Raw genomic sequence first — 19,863 nt, 5'->3', positions numbered from 1 at the left:
TTGGAACAAAATATTATTGAAATAAAAGGAATATATAAATCTTACGGAAGTAATGATGTTTTAGATAATCTTAGTTTAAATATTAGGAAAAACGAATTTCTTACATTGCTTGGACCTAGTGGGTGCGGTAAAACTACAACACTAAAAATAATCGCTGGTTTTGAAAATGCAGATAAGGGAACTGTAATTTGTAATGAAAAAGATATTACAAATTTACCCCCTTATAAAAGACAGGTAAATACTGTATTCCAAAAATATGCTTTATTTCCTCATATGAATATATACGAGAATATTGCTTTTGGATTGAAAATTAAAAAATTATCAAAAAAAGAGATAGAAAAAAAAGTAACTAGTATGCTTAAGATAGTTTCACTTTCAGGTTTTGAAAAAAGATCTATCGATTCTCTAAGTGGCGGTCAACAACAAAGAGTTGCTATAGCTCGTGCTCTTGTAAATGAACCTGAAATTCTTTTACTTGATGAACCTCTTGGTGCTCTAGATTTAAAGCTTAGAAAAGAAATGCAACTTGAACTAAAAAAAATTCAGAAGGAACTTGGAATTACTTTTGTATTTGTAACTCATGATCAAGAAGAAGCCTTAACAATGTCAGATACAATTGTTGTTATGAATAAAGGTGTTATTCAACAAATGGGAACTCCTGAGGATATCTATAACGAACCTGCTAACTCTTTTGTTGCTGATTTTATTGGTGAAAGTAATATTTTAGATGGAGTTATGCTTGACGATTATAAAGTTGAATTCTCAAATAGAGTTTTTGAGTGTGTTGATAAAGGATTTAATAAAAACGAAAAAATTGAAGTTGTTGTTAGACCTGAGGACATAAAAATAGTTAACGAAAATAAGGGAATGATTAATTGCACTGTTAATTCTGTAATTTTTAAAGGGGTACATTACGAAATGGAAGCTTCAGAAGAAAATAAAAAGTGGATAATTCATAATACTAAATATGCGGAAGTTGGCTCTATTATAGGCCTTGATATTTATCCTGAGGATATTCATATTATGAAAAAGGTATTAATTAATGAATAATGGTAAAATAAAAAACAGATCCCTAGCCTCCTACCCCTATATCTTTTGGAGCGGATTATTTATTGTTATCCCACTATTAATAGTAATATTCTTCGGCTTTACAATTAAAACTACTGATGGTTACATATTTTCATTAAAAAACTTTATAAAATTAATGCAACCCCAATACTTCACAGTATTTTACAGAAGTCTATCACTTGCACTATTTTCAACAATCGGATGTCTTATACTTGGATACCCTGTTGCTTATATTATTGCAAAGATGTCTCCTGGGAAAAGAAATATACTACTTATGTTATTTATAGTTCCTATGTGGATGAACTTCTTACTTAGAACTTATGCTTGGCTACCTATCCTTGGAAAAAAAGGTCTGTTAAATAATATATTAGTAAACTTCGGATTTGAACGTTTTAGTTTTTTATATACAGACGGAGCTGTTTTACTTGGTATGATATATAACTTCTTACCATTTATGGTACTTCCTATTTATACAGTACTAGTAAAAATGGATAAAGATTTACTAAACGCAGCTTCAGACCTTGGAGCCTCAAGAAAACAAATTTTTTCTAAAATAGTATTACCTCTTAGTATGCCAGGCGTTGTTTCCGGGATAACTATGGTATTTATGCCTGCAGTTTCTACCTTTGTAATTTCAAGATTACTTGGTGGAGGTCAATATATGCTACTTGGTAATCTAATAGAACAACAATTTACTACAATGGGAGATTGGAACTTTGGTTCTGCTATTTCAATATTTATGATGATTATTATTTTAATTTCTATGGCAGCTATGAGTAAATTTGAAGGTTCAGATAAAAAAGAAGGTGGAGGACAACTATGGTAAAAAGATTAGAAAAATTTATAAAAAGGTTTTACTTATTTTTTATATTCTTATTTCTATATACTCCAATCTTCACATTAATAGTTTTCTCATTTAACGATTCTAAATCAATGGGAAAATGGTCTGGTTTCACATTAAAGTGGTATGGAGAATTATTTAAAAACGAGAGAATTATTAAAGCTCTTTACTTTACTATTTTAATTGCAGTGCTTTCTTCAATTATAGCTACTATAATTGGAACATTTGCCGCAATTGGTATTAATAAAATGAAAGGTTTTAAAAAGACAATTCTTTTAAATATAAATTATTTACCTATATTAAATCCTGATATAGTAACAGGGATTGCATTAATGAGTTTATTTATTTTTGCTAGAGGTTTTATGAAATTAGAATTTGGTTTTACAACACTACTTATTTCACATATAACTTTTAATATTCCTTATGTAATACTAGCTGTTCTACCAAAGCTCAAGCAACTTCCTGAAAACATAACTGAAGCTGCACTTGATTTAGGAGCAACACCTATTTATACATTACGAAAAATTATACTTCCACAAATAAAGCCTGGTATATTTGCAGGGATGTTAATTGCATTTACTATGTCTATTGATGACTTTGTAATAAGTTTCTTTACAGCAGGACCTGGGGTTACTAACCTTTCTATCGAAATATTTTCTATGGCAAGGAGAGGTATTAAACCAGAGATTAATGCACTGTCAACTCTAATGTTTTTAACAGTACTTATACTTTTACTTATAGTTAATAGAAAAGAGTTTAGGCATCGCAAAATAGATAACTAGTCAAAGATAATAATACTGACTGATTATTTATTTGGAGATGACTCACATCAAGAGGTGATAACAATGAAAAAGCTTAAAACATTATGTGCTATTCTCTTAGCTACATCAATTTCCACTTCCCTATTTGTTGGTTGTGGGAATAATTCTGGAATTGGTGAAAATGGGACAATTCACGTATTCAATGTTGGTGATTATATTAACCTAGATTTAATAGAAAAATTTGAACTAGAAACTAAAATAGATATAGTTTATGATGTTTATGATACTAACGAAACTATGTATCAAAGGGTATCCACAAACCCTGGTCAATATGACATAGTAGTACCTTCTGACTATATGGTAGAGAGAATGATTAAAAATAATATGTTGGACGTGCTAGATTATTCTAACATTCCAAATATTAAACATATTGATGATAAATTCAAAAATTTAGCTTATGATCCTGAGAATAAATATACAGTTCCTTATATGTGGGGGACTGTAGGTATTATTTATGATGCAGATATAGTAACTGAACCTGTAACTAGCTGGGATATTTTATGGGATGAAAAATATGATAAAAAAAATATTTTAATGTTCGATTCAATGAGAGATACATTGGCAGTTTCTTTAAAAAGATTAGGCTACTCTTTAAACACTGTAAATCCTAATGAAATTAAAGCTGCACAGGAAGATTTAATAAAACAAAAAGACAAGGTTGATCCTTTATATGCAGGTGATGACGTTAAAGATAAAATGATAAATGGTGAGGCATCTATTGCTACAGTTTGGTCTGGTGATGCCCAATATATTATATCTGAATCCTATTTAAATCTTAAGTACGTAGTCCCAAAGGAAGGTTCAAACAAATGGTTTGACTCTATGGTAATTCCAAAAGATGCCCCAAACAAAAGTGGTGCAGAAGCCTTTATAAACTTCCTTTGCAATCCAGAAAATGCTGCAGAAAATGTAAATTATATTGGTTACTCAACTCCAAATAAAGGTGCTTTTGATTTACTTGATGAAGAAGTTAAAAATAATGAATCTGCCTACCCAAGTGATGCTACTTTAGATAACTGTGAAATATTCATTGATTTAGGTGATAACCTAAAACTTTATGATGAATCTTGGACAATTGTAACTTCTAAATAAATAAGAGCTATTTAAATAAATAATATAAAGAAACTCAGCACTTTTATATGCTGAGTTTTTTATATTACTTATATTAATTCTGGAAACCAAAGGTTTATCTCCCTAATTGCACTTTCTGTAGAATCTGATGAATGTACACAGTTTTTACTTTTATCTAATGCATATAATCTTCTTATTGTACCTTCTTCAGCTTTTTCTGGATTTGTTGCTCCATTTATTTTTCTTACTTTTTGTATAGCGCCTTCCCCTTCTACTACTAATGCACATAATGGACTTCTTGTAATAAATTTTATTAATTCCTCATAAAAAGATTTACCTTTATGTTCAGCGTAATGCTTACTTGCAAACCCTTCTGAAACCTTTTGCATTCTTAATTCTACAATTTTCAAACCTTCATTTTCATAAAAACTAATTATTTTACCTATTAAGTTTTTTTCTACAGCATCGGGCTTTATTAATACTAAGCTTCTTTCCATAATATATTCCCCTTTCCAAGAAATTTATACCAAATATATTGTATCATAATATTCTGAATATTAAAATATATTTATCTTTTTACTTAATTAGAAAAAAATAACAAGCCAAAGCTAGTCCATATCCAGCATCGGCTTGTTATTTTTTAGATTCCTAACGTTGAACTTCTGTATCATATAACATTAAATTATTATTTTTTATAACATTTGTTAATAAATCTGCATAAACTAATTCTCCATCTTCATTTTTAGCAGTTGCATATCCCGCATCTTCTAAAGCTTGTGTTTGCCCTCCATATGTTTTTTTATCAAAAATGCCCTTATCTCTATATCTATTATTTTCACTTAAAAATTTTCCATGATCTTTTATTGATTCTTCATAGTTTTGATAGGCTCTAAAATAACCTTGAATCACATCTTCATGATTTTCTTTAGTTTCCATATTTACCTTTTTACCATTCCATCTATCATCTGCTTTTATACCAAAAAGATTATTATGTTCTAATGATAAAGCAGATTCGCCCCAACCTGATTCTAAAATTGCTTGAGCTATTGTTACCGATGGTAAAATATTATACTCTTTATAACTTTTTTTAGCTTCCTCTGATACATCCGAAATAAAATTCATTTTATTTTCATCTTTTATTAAATCCCTATTTAAATAATTATTTTTTATTTTAACTAAATACTCTTCGGCTTTTTTCCTTTCTTTAGACTTTAATCCCAGTTCATTAACTACAGATTTTAAAGTTTTAATACCTGATATCTTTTTATCTTTATCATATTTAAAAAAACTTTCTGATATTTTTTTAATTTCATCTTGATTATTTAATTTCTCTTTTCCATTATTTAAAGCTAAATCTATAGCTGCAACCTCTTGCCAACTTAATTGCAATTTATCCTTACTTAATTTATCTGTTTCATTTATATAATATATAATACTTTCATCTGAAAGGTTTATTGTATCCTTAACAAATATACCGCTCATTACAATAAGAGATATTATTGTAATTAATACCAGTATTGAAAATCCACTTGTAAATTTTATTTTCTTTTTATTGTTCTTCTTTTTTTTCTTATTATATCTATTAGGTTTTTTATAATTTTCTATTCCTTTATAAGTTCCTATTACATTCATTTGGCACCCCTCTATTTTTAGACATCTTCAAAACAATAACTGTATATATTATTTCCAGTCTCCATTTCCTTAACTCTATTCTATATTAAATTTCAACTTTAATATATAGGTATATTATTCATTACACTTTTAAAACCTCTATAAATAGACAATTAGTCCGTATTTTCATCTTTTTACACTATACTGATTAGTTATTTTCTTTCAGATACCTAAACTAAAAAAGTCATATATTCATTTTTTTGAATATATGACTTTTCCTTATACACTTTATTATTTTTTTAAATGCCTTATTTAAATATATTATTTATGATGCTTTTAACTTAGCTACTTTCATTTCTGCAAAAAATTGTTCTGTTTCCTGAATAACTACATGTCTTAGCCCTATTAACCCAATTAAGTTAGGGAAGGCCATAAGCCCATTAACTATATCTGCAATTATAAATATTAATTCTAATGGTAAAAATGAACCTACTGCTACTAAACCTATAAATATTATTTTATATGGTTTAATAGCTTTAATTCCACCTAAATATTCAATACATCTTTCACCATAATAGTTCCATCCAAGTATTGTTGTAAAAGCAAATATCATTAATCCTACATTTACAATGTACTTTCCAATATTCTCAATTGGAAGTCCAGATTCAAAGGCCGCTGTTGTTAATGCTGCTCCTTCAAAATTTCCTACAGAACTACCTGCTATAACTATTACAAGTCCTGTCATTGTACAAATTATTATTGTATCAAAGAATGTTCCAGTCATTGATATTAATCCTTGTTTTACTGGAAGATTTGTTTTTGCTGCTGCTGCTGCTATTGGTGCACTTCCAAGACCTGCTTCATTTGAAAATATTCCCCTACCAATACCTCTTTGCATTGCCATTGATATTGTTATTCCAACTGCTCCACCTAATGCAGCTCTTGGGTTAAATGCACTTCTTATTATAAGACTTATAGCACTTGGCACTTCTGCAATATTATATCCAAGTACTATCAGTGCTCCAACCACATAAAAAAGTATCATAATAGGCACTACTTTTTCTGACACTTTTGATATTCTTTTTATCCCACCTAGAGTAACTAAAGTTACCAGTACTGTTACTACTAAAGCTGTTACTACTACTGGTATTTTAAAACTTATAAATGCTGCATCTGAAATAGATTTTACTTGACCAAAAGTTCCTATTCCAAGTAGTGCAACTGCTACTCCAAAAATAGCAAATAAATTTGCAAGCCATTTTAAACCTAGACCATTTTTTATATAATACATTGGCCCTCCGGCCATTTCTCCATTTTTATCTACTTCTCTGTATTTAATTGCTAAAACTCCTTCTGCATATTTTGTAGCCATCCCAAAGAAAGCTGCAATCCACATCCAAAATAAAGCTCCTGGACCTCCAGCTTTTATAGCTGTAGCAACACCTACTATGTTACCTGTCCCAATTGTTGCTGATAAAGCCGTACATAAGGCTCCAAAACTTGAAACATCACCCTTTGCATCTTTATCACCCTCTTCATCATCCTTAGCAAATACATATTTTAAGGCAAGTGGTAATTTAAAGATTTGTAATAATTTTAGTCGATATGTTAGGTATATACCAGTCCCCATTAAAAGAATTAATAGAGGCGGTCCCCATATGACATTGTTAATAGATTGTAGGAAGTCTTGTACCCCCACTGTTGACATTAATAAATCGTTGATTTGCATTAAAAAATCCCCCTTAAATATAAATTTACGGAGGAGAATGGAATCACTTAAAAAACTATATAATTATGCCTTTTAAGTTTACCTATCCCCTGTCCTTTTACCTGAGAGTTTCGGCAAATAACTATACTGTATATAAAAATACCTATAGTTACGCCTTGCGCCTTCGGTGCTCATAGAGTCTCTCCAGAGGTTCGTCCAGTAACGGTCCTTATACCTGAAAGTTTTACTTCTTCGGTGGACTTTAAAAATCGCTCTCCCGCTACCTTCATCCGAACGTTATTAAATTGTATTTTTATTATATACGTATTTATCTTGAAAATCAATATTTTCTGTTAATATTTTATTTTAGGCACTTGAAAATAAATAATAGACCAAAGATGCGACGAATATTTTGTGTAAGACAAGGAAGTAAATTCGCAGATACTGGGGCTATCCAAGGATTTACTGACGCAGTATTACACAAAATAGGCTAGCATACTGGTCTATTATTTATTTGATTGTGCCTTAGATATATACTTAATAATAATTTCTCCGTATGCAGCTTTATAGTATATAAAATTATTCTTATTTATACTATAAAAAATAATAGCTCTCTTATATATATAAGAGAGCTATCTACACTTAGGTATATTCAAAAAATAACTAAACAGTATGCCAGCCTATTATTTTTATATACCTAATTTAATTTATTTAAAGCATTCATATAAGCTAATAAACTAGCTTCTATAACATCAGTGCTTACACCTATCCCTAGTACAGTCTTATCTTTTAATGTTAATTTTACACTTACTTCACCTAAAGCATCTGTTCCACTAGTTATAGCTTTTATTGAATAATCTTTAAGCTCGGGTTTTATATCTATGGCTCTTTCTAATGCATTGTACAGCGCATTTACTGGCCCATCCCCACAGGCTGCTTCTATTTTTTCGACCTTATTATATTCAATTTTAACTGTAGCTGTAGATTCAATATTATTTCCTGTTGTTACATTAAAGTTTATTAATTTATAAACATCCTCTATTGGTACAACCCCTTGATTTACTAACGCTTCTATATCTCTATCTGATATTTCTTTTTTTCTATCTGCTAAATCCTTAAATTTCTTAAAAGCTTCCATAACTCTTTCTTTTTCTAAATTATATCCTAAAGTAATTAATCTATCTTCAAAAGCATGGCTACCTGAATGTTTTCCAAGAACCATATTATTAGTACTAAATCCTACGGATTCTGCTGTCATTATTTCATAGGTTTCTCTATTTTTCAATACTCCATCTTGATGAATTCCAGATTCATGTGAAAAAGCATTTGCTCCAACTATAGCTTTATTTGGTTGAACTGTTATTCCTGTAAAATGAGATACTAATTTAGAAACTCTATAAATTTTTTCGCTACAAATATTTGTTTCATTACTATAACAATCTTTTCTTGTTTTTAAAGCCATAGCAACTTCTTCTAAGGATGCATTTCCAGCCCTTTCTCCAAGTCCATTTATTGCACATTCTACTTGCTCTGCTCCATTTTCAATTGCTGCTAGTGAGTTCGCTACTGCAAGACCTAAGTCATTATGACAATGAATACTTATTATAGCTTTATCTATATTTTTAACATTCTCTTTTACACCTTTAATTAATTCACCATATTCTGCTGGTATTGAATACCCTACAGTATCTGGAATATTAACTACTTTAGCCCCTGCATCTATTACAGATTCTAAGATTTTATATAAAAATTCTTTTCTTGTTCTTGATCCATCTTCTGCTGAGAATTCTACATCTTCAACTAATGTTTTAGCATAGGTTACCATATTTGTAGCTTTTTCTAAAACCTGGTCTTCAGTCATATTTAATTTATATTTCATATGAATATCCGAAGTTGCAAGAAATACATGAATCCTTTTTTTAGGAGCATATTTAATTGCCTCATAAGCCCTATCTATATCTCCTTTATTACATCTTGCAAGTGCAGTTACTACTGATTTTTTTATATTTTGAGAAATTAATTTTACTGCTTCAAAATCACCATTAGATGCTCTTGGAAATCCAGCTTCTATTACATCTACCCCTAGTGATTCTAACTGTTTTGCTATTTCTAACTTTTCTTGTGGGTTTAAACTAACTCCTGGTGTTTGTTCCCCATCTCTTAATGTAGTATCAAAAATATAAATTTTCTTTGTCATAATAATTTCCCCCTTTTTATTTAGAGATCTTCAAAAAATAACTAATCAGATCCCTTATACCTTTTGCTATTGCTTATTACTTGTTTCAGGTCCCTGCATTGTTACAAATCATTTGTGCCCCATATTTTTAACAATTTTTAGAATAGTAAAAACCGCGTATTTCCACTCCTAATTGGAGCGAAAATACGCGGTACCATCCAAACTTTAACTTGATTTTGTTAACGCAGTATAAATTATATACCCGATAAGGCCTACTTAGGTTCAACCTTACAGCTCCTGAGCTAGTTCAAAAGTTATTGTTTATAGGCTTTCAGCAACCCTACTCTCTGTAAAACTTAATACTTCCTACTACTCTCATTCTCAGCTTTTATTTATTATATTGTTTGTAATCTTACTATATTTTGTATTTATTGTCAATATGTATTTATTCATAATTATTTTATAATTTACACATACTAATTTTATCTATATAAAAGAAAGGTGATAAAATGATAAAATTAATAGCTACGGACTTAGATGGAACTTTATTAGATGAAAATGGTAACTTACCTAAAGATTTCAGAAAAACTTTAAAATTTTTAACTACTAATCATAATATTAAATTTATAGCAGCATCAGGCAGACCATATAATTCCTTAAAAGAAGATTTTGGTGATCTTACAAATGCCATTATCCTAGTTTCAGATAACGGTGCTTTAATAACTGATTGTAATAATATTATTCATACTAACTTTATTGAGCCAAATTTAGTTAAAGCTCTTATATCTCACTATAGAAAAATTAACAAAGAAAATTTAGATATTATTTTATCTTGCAAAAATACTGCCTATATAGAAAGTACTAATGAAAGGTTTATAAAAGAAATGAGCAAGTACTACTATAAAAAAGAAGTAGTTGATAATATCCAAGAAATTACTGATGATGTTTTAAAAATTACTTTTTGTGACTTTGATAACATTAAAGAAACCGCCAAAAATCATTTTAATCCGATATTTGAAAACGAGCTCCAACTTTCCTTCTCAGGAGCTATTTGGCTAGACATAACCGATAAACATACTACTAAAGGAATTGGAGTTAAGAAAATACAAGAAAAATATGTTATTACAAAAGGTGAAACTATGGCATTCGGTGATTACTATAATGATATTACTTTATTTGAAAAAGCTTATTATAGTTATGCTATGGATAATGCTAGCGACTTTATAAAATCAAAGGCTAAATTTGTGGCTCCAAGCAATATAGATCATGGGGTTATTCAAGTATTAAAAAATAAATTTAATATTAAATGACTATAATATTAAATCTGTAACTATTCATATTCATATTCATATTCATATTCATATTCATATTCATATTCATATTCATATTCTTTAATTATAAAATAATCTTTTAAATTAACATACAGTATTAAAAAATATCCTGCACAAAAGAGCATTTAGACACCTATGTCTAAATGCTCTTTTTTATATAATTTTAATCATTTTCATATCACTATTTTCCTCAAGGTTAAATCCAAATTTTTCATATAACTTTACTAACTTTTCATTATTTGCATTTAAAGATATTTTTTTATAACCTTTTTCCCTTGCTATATTCTCTCCAGCTTCCATAAGCATATTTCCATAACCTTTGCCTCTATATTCTGGTTTAACTGCAATATTAGAAAGATAGTATTCATCTTTGTTACATTCTTTATAAAATAAATATCCACCTACAATATTAAATACTGCATATTTTACTTTTTCTACTAAATTACATTGCATTGGAAGTAATTTAATATCACTTTTAAAAGTTAAAGGTTTTATTTTTTTACCCTCTGCTGATAATAAAATCCCTATAAAGTTTTCATTCTCTTTGCATACTATAATATTATCTAGAGCAAATCTATTATCTTTTTCTTTTAACATTTCTATTAACCTTTTTCTCATTTCTACTTCTGTCCCCTTGCCCCATTCATACTCTGGATGCATTTCTGTTTCATATATTAGATTACTAATATCTTCTATATCTTTATCTAATCCTTGAGCTAACCTTACACTTTTCAAAATTTAATACTCCTTACAGCATAAGGGAGCTTCGAAAAATAACTAGTCAGATTTTATTCTATCTTCTTTCAGCTCCCTTTTTATATAATTATTCTAAAGTTCTACTCTTCCTCTATTCTCACCTTTATAAAAAGCTTTTATATTTTCTATTACTTCTTTAAATAATCTTTCTCTAGCTTCCACACTTGCCCATGCTATATGAGGTGTTAAAACTAAGTTTTCTTTATTTTTAATAGTTAATAATGGGTTATCCTTTTTCATTGGTTCTACTTCAAATACATCTAAAGCTGCTCCTGCTATTAGTTCTTCTTCAATAGCTCTTGCTAAATCCGCTTCAACAACTATAGGACCTCTTCCCATATTAACTAGTATAGAATTCTTTTTCATATTGCTAATTGCCTCATAATTCATTAATCCATTTGTTTTCTCGGTTAACGGAGCATGAATTGATATTATATCGCAAGTTTTTAATAACTCCTCAAATTCTACTCTTTTATATTCTAAGTTATTATTTTTTCCTGAAGTTGAATAATAAACTATATTAGATCCAAAAGCCTCTGCTATTTTAGCTACTTTCTTTCCTATAGCTCCAAAACCAACTATTCCCCATGTTTTACCTTCTAACTCATAAAATGGTTTAGTTAAATCTGTAAACAACTCTGAAGCTGCATATTTCCCTGATTTTACAAATTCATCATAGTAAGCTAGTTTATCATAAAGATTAAGGACTGTTGCAAAAGTATGTTGAGCTACTGCATTTGTTGAATAACCAGCTACATTAGTTACTGCTACTTTATTCTTTTTTGCATATTTTATATCTATATTGTTAAAACCTGTTGCTGTTTCACAAATTAGTTCTAAATTTTTAGCTTGGGATAAATTTTCTTCATTTAAAACAACCTTATTTGTAAGTATTATATTTGCATCCTTAATTCTTGAAACAACCTCTTCTTGACTTGTTGTTTCATAATATTCAACTTTTCCAAACTCTTCTAATCTTGAAAAATCAAGACCACCTAATGTTTTTCCATCTAAAAGCACTATTTTCTTCATATTTTCCTCCCCTATTCTATTAAAATTCTATTTTTTCACTTACATTATAAATTTCTTTAATATACTATAAATACATTATACTATAAATAGATTTGATTTTTGCTGCTATTATTTCTTCAATGCTTTTAAAGTCTTATAAATATCATCTATATCCCCTTCTGACAAATCATCAAAATTATCTAATTTATATTTTACCGTTTCTATTAGTTCCCTCTTGAAATTATTTTTAATTTTTCGTCTTTCCCCATTAATTATTTTCATTGCAATTGTGCTGGTTGTAATTCCTATAAACCCTATTCCTACCACCATTAAAATAACAGCTACAACTCTCCCAAGTGAGGTTGTTAATAAAACGTCTCCATATCCTACAGTAGTAAAGGTAACAAAGCACCACCACAGTGCATCTCCAAAACTCATTTTCTCTAATAATGATATTACAACCGCACTTATAACAATGACTAAAGTAGTCAAAATTAATACATAGTTAAATCTATTAATTCTGACAGCTTCTTTTATTTTATTTTTAAACTTTAATATTAATACTACTAATCTAAGTATTAATACAATTTTAATAATTTGTGATGAATTTATTAAAATTGCAAAATCTAATAATCTAAAAACTATTAAATATGTTTTCATAGGAATTATTGAAAAAAAATCTATAATATTTTCAAGGACAAATGTTGTTTTATATTTTGATAATAAAAATTTTCCAAAATAATCTATAACAAATATAATCCAAACAATTAAATCTATGTAATAAAATGATAGTAAAACTTCCTTTGGCAATACTATCATTAACTCTAAAACCAACATAATAGATATCATTAAAGCTAATAGACCAATAAATAATTCATATATTACTCTTTTTCTCATTTTGGCCCTCACTTATTAAATGCTTTAATATAATTATATTATTTTCAAGTATTTTTAATGCACTTATATTTTGCTATCTTCAAAAAATAACTATTTAATATGTTAATTTATTTTTCACAAGATTTTTATTTCTACAAAAAGAAAAACACTACGCAATTACGTAGTGTTTTCCATATACAAGATAAGCACATAAGCCGAGTTCTGTATTAAGCAATCATCTATCTAGGCCTATCGTTGCCAATAGGCTCAAGCGACACACCCGGAGACGGGACGGGCAATCCCATAAGTCTCTCTATTCGGTCTTGCTCCAAGTGGGGTTTACATAGCCGCGAAGTCTCCAACGCGCTGGTGAGCTCTTACCTCGCCTTTCCACCCTTACCTAAGTAAACTTAGGCGGTATCTCTCTGTTGCACTTTCCTTCAAGTCACCTTGACTGGACGTTATCCAGCACCCTGCCCTATGGAGCTCGGACTTTCCTCTCCTAGTTCTAGACTAGCAGCGATTGCATGTCTTACTTGCAAAATTTATAATAACACAAATTTTTGTGTAACACAAATGGTTTTTTTGTCATCTTATACAAATTGTAGAATTAAGCACAACATCCCTATAATAATCCACGAATAAAAACCTATTCCGGATAATAATAATGTAAGTACTATAAGTACATATATACAGCATTTTCCTGAATTAAAACCACCTTGATTTTGCCCACAATTTGTTCTACAATAAATATTTTTAACTACTGAATCTGTAATTTCTCTAATTGCTTTTTTTATATCTTTGCCCCAATTTTTTTTATAACAATTATTTTTCCCCATCACTCTTCCTCCGCCTAAACTATCATTATTACTTATTATATTCAAATAATCTAATCTAGTTACAACTAATTAAGAAAGTTTTTAAAAAATAACTATTCACGGTCTTAATCTCCTACTCCAAAATCTGTATTATGAAATAGAACTTCTATTGTTTCATGGTTTTCCAACTCTTTAAACTCTTTGCAGAACCACTTTATAAGCTCTTCATCTCTTTTAACATTAGTTGTATTTTCAATAAATACATTTATTGTTGCATATTTAAAATTGTTTAAAACTATTTCTATATCTTTTTTTATTTGTTCCTTTGTTTGACCCTTAATTCCTACCATAATACATACAGATTGGAAAAGTTTTTTCACTTCTTCTGGTGTTTTAAAATTTGCATTTTTATTTAAAACTAAATTTCTAAAATCATTATCAAAGGTTTCTATTCCAATTTTAAATACTATTTCAATATTAAAAAGTTTCCTCATTTCATCTAATCTATGTCTATAGCACCAATGGCTCTCTAGAAATATTTTTTTTATACCCATTCTATCTACAACTTCTTTTATATATTTTAAAGTTTCTATTGGAAGTTCAAAGCAACTTCCAGAGTTTATTACTTCAAGTATCCCAAATTCTCCATCTACCTTGTCTAATATTTCCTTATTCAATTTATTTATTTCTTTTTCATCTAATCCATTATCATCTATATAATCGCAAAATGTACATTTCCCCCATACGCAGGGGAATCCCTTTAATAGTACAATTTCTCTATTATTTTTATTAGTTATTTTATTATATCTTTCCATTTTCATCTCCTAAAACATCTTCAGAAAAATGCTTTCTCTTCAAATTTACTGGTATTATTTTAATTAAATATATTACCAAACTAATTACTACTGCTTTATCAAGTAGATCTGTTAATATTTGAGTTGAAAAAACACTAGTAATTATATTAACTCCTGCTTCTTTTAAATACATCACTATAAAAGAACTTCCTGAACTGGTTATTCCCCCAAATACATATGCTGCAATTATTGAAGCTACAATAGATGATGTTACAGTAACTATTATCATACCTATTGGTATTAACTTACCTTTAAACAATCCTTTCTTAAACAACATTCCTGCCATGAACCCAGATATAAGCTGTACTGGCATAAAATATAAAGATATTGGATCAAAAGTAATACCATTTATAAGCGAAGATACTCCACCTGTAATCACGCCCGCAATTGGTCCTAATAAAAACGCTGATAAAAATGTTCCTATTGTATCTAAATATACTGGTAGTTTAAGTGTAAGTGCTAAAAATGCCCCAATAATATTGAATCCTACACACATAGCCATTAACGTAACATTAAATGTTTTATTTTCATTCATATTTATCTCCTCCTTAGTAATCCACCTAGTTATTTTTTGAATATATCCTAGTTTTTTACATTCCATATTTATTGTTATTTATAACTTTTTCTATATCTTTTATATTATCTTTAAAAATTCTTCCAAGGAAAAATCTAATGAATTTTTTAGAATCTACGTCTGTTAACACTAAGCCATTAGGTGCCTTTCTATAAAAATCACCTACATCCACCAAAGTTTGTCCAATTGCTATTCCATCTGTAACTATATCTAAGTAAGTCATAAAGCCCTTGCAGAAGCTATTATCTATAAAATAAGCTACTGCCAAAGGATCATTAATTACACAACCTAATGTTCTTTCTTGTTCCCAATGAAAATCAACATAGAATCTTGTTATTGATACAATAAATTCCGCTACATCTCCACCTATTTGCTTAATTAACTCAATATAATTTGGTGTTAAAACTATTTCTCTTGTAACATCTAACCCCACCATAGTAAATTTAACATTACTTTTATCAAACACTTCTTTTACAGCATCTGGATCTACCCAATAATTAAATTCAGCTACTTGAGAACAATTTCCATGAGACTTAAAAGCCCCTCCCATAGAAACTATTTCTTTAATTTTATTAAATGATTCTTCATCTCTATTTAATGCTGTTGCAATATTAGTTAATGGTCCAAGTGCTATAATACTAATTTCTTCACTTTTTGCTTTTTCTAAAATAAAGTCTACTCCTCCATATAATACTTGACCTCCTACTTTAGGATAATTACTTTCTCCAAGTCCATCTCCTCCATGAGTATCCTCTGCTGTAATCAATTTTCTAACTAAAGGAATTTCTTCGCCTATATAAACATCAATATCCTCTCTACCCATAAGCTTTAAAACTTTTTTTGCATTTTCTTCTCCCTTTTTTCCATTAACATTTCCAGATACTATTGTTATTCCTAAAATATCAAGTTCTGGTGAATTTATTGCTAAAATTAATGCTAATGCATCATCAATTCCTGGATCACAATCAATAATTACTTTTCTTTTCATATTAAATCCTCCAATTCTCTTAAAAGCTTTTTGAAAATAATTTGTAAAATTCTAATTTATTTTCTTTTATGTCTATTAATTATTAAAAAATAAAAAAGGATAGATTTATCACTAAATCCATCCTCTTATATTTATTATTCATGTTTATAAATATAGCCCCTAAGGATAACTCCCTAAAGGTTCTTCTGTAAAATACTAGCTCTACCTATTAAATTATTAATAAGCAAATTAACTGTATTCAATTATACAGTTTTAATCCTAGTTTTTTATAGAGGGATGGTTACGAACCTCTCCCAGGAATATTCCTGGATTTTATTTAATTTTTAGATTGTTCTTTTTATAGATATTATTTATGGAATCTTTGACTAGTTATTTTTTGAAGATTCCTTATTTCCCTTATGCTCCCTAAATAAATTTATAGGGATCCTCTACTTTTGTAGATGTTATAAATTCTATTTCTTTAAATTCTTCTTTTATTTTTTCCATTGCTTTTAAAAATACTAACCATTCTGATGAAAAATGTCCAGTATCAATTATAGTAACTCCCATTTCTTTATAATCTAGAGCAAAATGATAAGTTGTATCTCCTGTAATAATACAGTCAGCACCCATCTTCACTGCTTGACTAAAAAAGCTTTGTCCACTTCCATTAATTATTGCAATGTTTTTTATTTTTCTATTTCCATCTACAACTCTTAAAGTATTAATATTAAGTTTACTTTTGACTGTACTTATAAGCTCTGTTAAATCTATTTCTTTATCTAGTCTTATCATCCTTCCAAGACCTGCATTTTTATGGCTAGTTATTTTGCTTTTCTCTAATATTTCATTAGATTTAAAACCTAACATCTCCACTATAGTTTGATTTAACCCATTCTCTGCAGAATCTAAATTTGTATGACTAGAATATAAATTAATATTGCTCCTTATTAATTTAATTATTTTTTTACCTTGAAGAGTGTCTGTTGTTATACTTTTAGGCTTATTAAATATCAACGGATGATGGCTAATTATTAAATCTACTTTTAGGTCCTTAGCTTCTTCAATAACTTCCAATGTACAGTCTAAGGCAAAAAGAACTCTTTTTACCTTTTCTGCCTTGTCCCCAACCATTAATCCTACATTATCAAAATCTTCTTTAAGGTAAACTGGCGCTATTTTTTCCATAGCCTTTATAATCTGTTCTACTTTTATCATTTAAGCTCCCTTATAAAAAGTTTATCATACTTGAAATAACTGCTATTTTTTCTTCTATTTCTACTTTTTTAATATTTGCAAGATCAGAATTAACTTCCGTACTTACAGCTTCTAATATTTTATTGTAATTTTCTAGTTTTGATTCTAAATATTCTTTCATCAATGGATGTTTACTCATTAATAATTTAGGACTAATTTCATAATATATACTATCTAATTCGGTATTTTCGTCCTTTTTTCTCTTTACTTTAAACAGCTCGTAATATTTACCATCATCTTTGCATAGGTCTTCAGCTATTATCTCATAGTCATTTGTATATAAATATTCTCTTAATCCTTCTGGATTTTGAGCTGGTTGTAATATTAAATAATCAAGATTATCAACCTTAGTTATATCCTTTTCTAAAATATCTTTTATTAATTTTCCACCCATTCCAGCAATTATAACTGCTTGAACTTCACCCTCTTTAAGTGGCTCTAATCCTCCACCTAATCTGAATTCAAGTTCATCTCCCATACCTTCTAATAAAGCATTCAACCTTGCTTTATCTAATGGATCTTTATTAATGTCTGAAGCTATTGCCTTTTCGCAAAGACCTTTATTTAATGCATATAATGGGATATATCCATGATCTGTTCCTATATCTGACAATGATATTACTTTATCAATATGATCTGCTATAAATTCTAATCTTTTACTTAATTTCATTCTTCTTTACTCCTATGTTTATCATATTTTTTTCTGTTAAGACATTTTTTAAATAATAACTTTCTATGCAAATACACTAACATATTTACTTACTATTTTTTAAGATGCCTAAGATTATTACACTATAATTTTGTCTTATCTATCCTTAGTTTATACAACTTTTCATTAAATATTAATACTAATTTACTTTTACAGATTTAAATAAATTATTTTTCTATATTAAATAAATACTAATCTATTATTTAATAATTCTTCATAATATCTGCCTACAAAGTAAAGATTAGCACCACAGGGTGCTAATCTAAATAATCTTTTAATTTTTTACTTCTTGATGGGTGTCTTAGCTTCCTTAAAGCTTTTGCTTCAATTTGTCTAATTCTTTCTCTTGTAACATTAAACTCTTTACCAACTTCTTCAAGAGTTCTTGCTCTTCCATCATCTAAACCAAATCTTAACCTTAACACCTTCTCTTCTCTTGGTGTTAATGTATCTAGAACATTTATTAACTGTTCTTTTAACATTGTAAATGCTGCAGCTTCTGCTGGAGCCAATGCATCTTCATCTGGTATAAAATCTCCAAGATGTGAATCTTCTTCTTCACCAATAGGAGTTTCAAGAGAAACTGGTTCTTGAGCAATCTTTTGGATTTCTCTAACCTTTTCTACTGGTAATTCCATTACTTTAGAGATTTCCTCTGGTTGTGGATCTCTACCCAATTCTTGTAATAGTTGTCTTTGAACTCTTATAAGCTTATTGATAGTTTCAACCATATGAACAGGAATTCTAATTGTTCTAGCTTGATCGGCTATAGCTCTTGTTATCGCCTGTCTAATCCACCATGTAGCATATGTTGAGAATTTATATCCTTTTCTGTAGTCAAATTTTTCTACAGCTTTTATTAATCCCAAGTTACCTTCTTGAATTAAATCTAGGAATAACATTCCACGACCTACATATCTTTTTGCTATACTTACAACAAGTCTTAAATTTGCTTCCGCTAATTTTTTCTTTGCAATTTGATCTCCATTTTCAATTCTTTGTGCTAAGCTTATTTCATCTTCTGATGATAAAAGTGGCACTTTTCCAATTTCTTTTAAGTACATTCTTACAGGATCATCTATGGCAATACCTTCTGGTACGCTTAGATCAATTTCTTCTTCTTCTTCTTCCTCGTCTTCTTCAACTACCTCTGTAGTAGCCTTTACCTGACCTAAAACTTCAATACCCATTGATTCTAAAACTTCATAAATTTTTTCTATTTGCTCTGTACTTAACTCTATATGTTCTATTTCATCCATTATTTCTTTATATGTTAAAGTTCCACTCTTCTTTCCTTTATCTAATAAGGTTTTAACAATAGTCATTTTATTACTTTTATCGCTCATGTTTTTTCCATCTTTTTTATCTTGCTTAGCTTTTGTTTTTTCATTTATCATTTTATTGCCTCCCTTCA

The 19,863-nt window shown here is 28.8% G+C and carries 20 protein-coding genes, 1 other RNA gene, 3 riboswitches and 1 other annotated feature; of the genes, 5 read left to right on the top strand and 16 right to left on the bottom strand.

Translation table 11 applies throughout. From position 1 onward, the window contains the following. The 4 genes from potA (at position 1) to BLS77_RS13375 (ending at position 3,822) form a co-directional block, all read left to right on the top strand. On the top strand, positions 1–1,050 hold the full coding sequence (potA, locus tag BLS77_RS13390; RefSeq protein ID WP_089970798.1) for a spermidine/putrescine ABC transporter ATP-binding protein: 1,050 nt from the start codon (positions 1–3) through the stop codon (positions 1,048–1,050). Further along, the gene (locus BLS77_RS13385) at positions 1,043–1,894 is read left to right on the top strand and encodes an ABC transporter permease (protein WP_089970795.1); all 852 of its coding nucleotides are present in this window, start codon (positions 1,043–1,045) and stop codon (positions 1,892–1,894) included. Before potA ends, BLS77_RS13385 begins: the two co-directional genes overlap by 8 nt. Further along, the gene (locus BLS77_RS13380) at positions 1,888–2,691 is read left to right on the top strand and encodes an ABC transporter permease (protein WP_089970792.1); all 804 of its coding nucleotides are present in this window, start codon (positions 1,888–1,890) and stop codon (positions 2,689–2,691) included. The genes BLS77_RS13385 and BLS77_RS13380 overlap by 7 nt, the downstream gene beginning before the upstream one ends. A 63-nt stretch (positions 2,692–2,754) precedes the next feature. Then, positions 2,755–3,822 (top strand): ABC transporter substrate-binding protein, encoded by a 1,068-nt coding sequence (locus BLS77_RS13375; RefSeq protein ID WP_089970789.1) that lies wholly within the window; start codon positions 2,755–2,757, stop codon positions 3,820–3,822. Positions 3,823–3,890: 68 nt separating this feature from the next. Here BLS77_RS13375 and ndk read toward each other — a convergent pair whose 3' ends face one another. The 4 genes from ndk to BLS77_RS13355 form a co-directional block, all read right to left on the bottom strand. Beyond that, positions 3,891–4,298 (bottom strand): nucleoside-diphosphate kinase, encoded by a 408-nt coding sequence (gene ndk, locus BLS77_RS13370; protein ID WP_207713882.1) that lies wholly within the window; start codon positions 4,296–4,298, stop codon positions 3,891–3,893. A gap of 151 nt (positions 4,299–4,449) precedes the next feature. Then, on the bottom strand, positions 4,450–5,433 hold the full coding sequence (locus BLS77_RS13365; protein ID WP_089970784.1) for a glycoside hydrolase family 73 protein: 984 nt from the start codon (positions 5,431–5,433) through the stop codon (positions 4,450–4,452). 304 nt (positions 5,434–5,737) lie between these two features. After that, on the bottom strand, positions 5,738–7,120 hold the full coding sequence (locus tag BLS77_RS13360; RefSeq protein ID WP_423231036.1) for an alanine/glycine:cation symporter family protein: 1,383 nt from the start codon (positions 7,118–7,120) through the stop codon (positions 5,738–5,740). Between the two features lie 107 nt (positions 7,121–7,227). Next, positions 7,228–7,331: riboswitch (glycine riboswitch) on the bottom strand. Between the two features lie 2 nt (positions 7,332–7,333). After that, a riboswitch (glycine riboswitch) is annotated at positions 7,334–7,410 on the bottom strand. A 407-nt stretch (positions 7,411–7,817) separates the two neighbouring features. After that, on the bottom strand, positions 7,818–9,317 hold the full coding sequence (locus tag BLS77_RS13355) for a 2-isopropylmalate synthase (RefSeq protein WP_089970778.1): 1,500 nt from the start codon (positions 9,315–9,317) through the stop codon (positions 7,818–7,820). 170 nt (positions 9,318–9,487) lie between these two features. Beyond that, positions 9,488–9,688, bottom strand: a binding site (T-box leader). 117 nt (positions 9,689–9,805) lie between these two features. On the opposite strand from BLS77_RS13355, the gene BLS77_RS13350 reads away from it, so the two are divergent. Next, positions 9,806–10,606: an HAD family hydrolase gene (locus BLS77_RS13350; protein WP_089970775.1), complete on the top strand. Its 801-nt coding sequence runs from the start codon at positions 9,806–9,808 to the stop codon at positions 10,604–10,606. Between the two features lie 20 nt (positions 10,607–10,626). On the opposite strand, the gene BLS77_RS20580 is transcribed toward BLS77_RS13350, so the two are convergent. The 12 genes from BLS77_RS20580 to rpoD form a co-directional block, all read right to left on the bottom strand. After that, the gene (locus BLS77_RS20580; protein ID WP_278336671.1) at positions 10,627–10,752 is read right to left on the bottom strand and encodes a hypothetical protein; all 126 of its coding nucleotides are present in this window, start codon (positions 10,750–10,752) and stop codon (positions 10,627–10,629) included. A 28-nt stretch (positions 10,753–10,780) separates the two neighbouring features. Continuing rightward, positions 10,781–11,362, bottom strand: coding sequence for a GNAT family N-acetyltransferase (locus BLS77_RS13345; protein WP_089970772.1), 582 nt, complete (start codon positions 11,360–11,362; stop codon positions 10,781–10,783). Positions 11,363–11,455: 93 nt separating this feature from the next. After that, positions 11,456–12,415 carry a D-2-hydroxyacid dehydrogenase gene (locus BLS77_RS13340; protein ID WP_089970769.1) on the bottom strand — a complete coding sequence of 320 codons (960 nt, stop codon included), beginning with the start codon at positions 12,413–12,415 and terminating at the stop codon, positions 11,456–11,458. Between the two features lie 108 nt (positions 12,416–12,523). After that, the gene (locus BLS77_RS13335) at positions 12,524–13,291 is read right to left on the bottom strand and encodes a potassium channel family protein (RefSeq protein WP_089970766.1); all 768 of its coding nucleotides are present in this window, start codon (positions 13,289–13,291) and stop codon (positions 12,524–12,526) included. A gap of 173 nt (positions 13,292–13,464) precedes the next feature. Beyond that, an RNA gene (gene rnpB, locus BLS77_RS13330) (RNase P RNA component class A) lies at positions 13,465–13,809 on the bottom strand. A gap of 54 nt (positions 13,810–13,863) precedes the next feature. Next, the gene (locus tag BLS77_RS13325) at positions 13,864–14,109 is read right to left on the bottom strand and encodes a hypothetical protein (RefSeq protein WP_089970763.1); all 246 of its coding nucleotides are present in this window, start codon (positions 14,107–14,109) and stop codon (positions 13,864–13,866) included. Positions 14,110–14,213: 104 nt separating this feature from the next. After that, entirely contained in the window at positions 14,214–14,903 is a 690-nt protein-coding gene (locus tag BLS77_RS13320; protein ID WP_089970760.1) for a radical SAM protein, read from the bottom strand. Beyond that, on the bottom strand, positions 14,890–15,477 hold the full coding sequence (locus BLS77_RS13315) for an ECF transporter S component (protein ID WP_089970758.1): 588 nt from the start codon (positions 15,475–15,477) through the stop codon (positions 14,890–14,892). Before BLS77_RS13315 ends, BLS77_RS13320 begins: the two co-directional genes overlap by 14 nt. 55 nt (positions 15,478–15,532) lie before the next feature. Next, positions 15,533–16,504 carry a nucleoside hydrolase gene (locus BLS77_RS13310; RefSeq protein ID WP_089970754.1) on the bottom strand — a complete coding sequence of 324 codons (972 nt, stop codon included), beginning with the start codon at positions 16,502–16,504 and terminating at the stop codon, positions 15,533–15,535. Positions 16,505–16,756: 252 nt separating this feature from the next. Next, a riboswitch (PreQ1 riboswitch) is annotated at positions 16,757–16,801 on the bottom strand. A 108-nt stretch (positions 16,802–16,909) separates the two neighbouring features. Continuing rightward, a complete protein-coding gene (locus tag BLS77_RS13305; RefSeq protein ID WP_089970751.1) occupies positions 16,910–17,701 on the bottom strand; it encodes a Nif3-like dinuclear metal center hexameric protein in 792 nt (263 codons plus the stop codon). 10 nt (positions 17,702–17,711) lie between these two features. Further along, entirely contained in the window at positions 17,712–18,410 is a 699-nt protein-coding gene (locus tag BLS77_RS13300) for a tRNA (adenine(22)-N(1))-methyltransferase (protein WP_089970748.1), read from the bottom strand. 296 nt (positions 18,411–18,706) lie between these two features. Beyond that, entirely contained in the window at positions 18,707–19,846 is a 1,140-nt protein-coding gene (rpoD, locus tag BLS77_RS13295) for an RNA polymerase sigma factor RpoD (protein ID WP_089970854.1), read from the bottom strand. Between the last annotated feature and the right edge of the window lie 17 nt (positions 19,847–19,863).

Origin of the sequence: Clostridium gasigenes (assembly GCF_900104115.1) — a bacterium.
GTDB lineage: Bacteria > Bacillota > Clostridia > Clostridiales > Clostridiaceae > Clostridium > Clostridium gasigenes.
This window is presented reverse-complemented; position numbering and strand designations above follow the sequence as displayed.

What these genes read in the sequence shown, in the direction of transcription:
- BLS77_RS13325 (WP_089970763.1), bottom strand. Translation starts at nt 14,109, where the DNA reads ATGGGGAAAAATAATTGTTATAAAAAAAATTGGGGCAAAGATATAAAA.
- BLS77_RS13315 (WP_089970758.1), bottom strand. Translation starts at nt 15,477, where the DNA reads ATGAATGAAAATAAAACATTTAATGTTACGTTAATGGCTATGTGTGTA.
- BLS77_RS13310 (WP_089970754.1), bottom strand. Translation starts at nt 16,504, where the DNA reads ATGAAAAGAAAAGTAATTATTGATTGTGATCCAGGAATTGATGATGCA.
- BLS77_RS13340 (WP_089970769.1), bottom strand. Translation starts at nt 12,415, where the DNA reads ATGAAGAAAATAGTGCTTTTAGATGGAAAAACATTAGGTGGTCTTGAT.
- BLS77_RS13385 (WP_089970795.1), top strand. Translation starts at nt 1,043, where the DNA reads ATGAATAATGGTAAAATAAAAAACAGATCCCTAGCCTCCTACCCCTAT.
- BLS77_RS20580 (WP_278336671.1), bottom strand. Translation starts at nt 10,752, where the DNA reads ATGCTCTTTTGTGCAGGATATTTTTTAATACTGTATGTTAATTTAAAA.
- BLS77_RS13380 (WP_089970792.1), top strand. Translation starts at nt 1,888, where the DNA reads ATGGTAAAAAGATTAGAAAAATTTATAAAAAGGTTTTACTTATTTTTT.
- ndk (WP_207713882.1), bottom strand. Translation starts at nt 4,298, where the DNA reads ATGGAAAGAAGCTTAGTATTAATAAAGCCCGATGCTGTAGAAAAAAAC.
- BLS77_RS13360 (WP_423231036.1), bottom strand. Translation starts at nt 7,120, where the DNA reads ATGTCAACAGTGGGGGTACAAGACTTCCTACAATCTATTAACAATGTC.
- rpoD (WP_089970854.1), bottom strand. Translation starts at nt 19,846, where the DNA reads ATGATAAATGAAAAAACAAAAGCTAAGCAAGATAAAAAAGATGGAAAA.
- BLS77_RS13335 (WP_089970766.1), bottom strand. Translation starts at nt 13,291, where the DNA reads ATGAGAAAAAGAGTAATATATGAATTATTTATTGGTCTATTAGCTTTA.
- BLS77_RS13300 (WP_089970748.1), bottom strand. Translation starts at nt 18,410, where the DNA reads ATGAAATTAAGTAAAAGATTAGAATTTATAGCAGATCATATTGATAAA.
- BLS77_RS13375 (WP_089970789.1), top strand. Translation starts at nt 2,755, where the DNA reads ATGAAAAAGCTTAAAACATTATGTGCTATTCTCTTAGCTACATCAATT.
- BLS77_RS13365 (WP_089970784.1), bottom strand. Translation starts at nt 5,433, where the DNA reads ATGAATGTAATAGGAACTTATAAAGGAATAGAAAATTATAAAAAACCT.
- BLS77_RS13305 (WP_089970751.1), bottom strand. Translation starts at nt 17,701, where the DNA reads ATGATAAAAGTAGAACAGATTATAAAGGCTATGGAAAAAATAGCGCCA.
- BLS77_RS13355 (WP_089970778.1), bottom strand. Translation starts at nt 9,317, where the DNA reads ATGACAAAGAAAATTTATATTTTTGATACTACATTAAGAGATGGGGAA.
- BLS77_RS13320 (WP_089970760.1), bottom strand. Translation starts at nt 14,903, where the DNA reads ATGGAAAGATATAATAAAATAACTAATAAAAATAATAGAGAAATTGTA.
- BLS77_RS13350 (WP_089970775.1), top strand. Translation starts at nt 9,806, where the DNA reads ATGATAAAATTAATAGCTACGGACTTAGATGGAACTTTATTAGATGAA.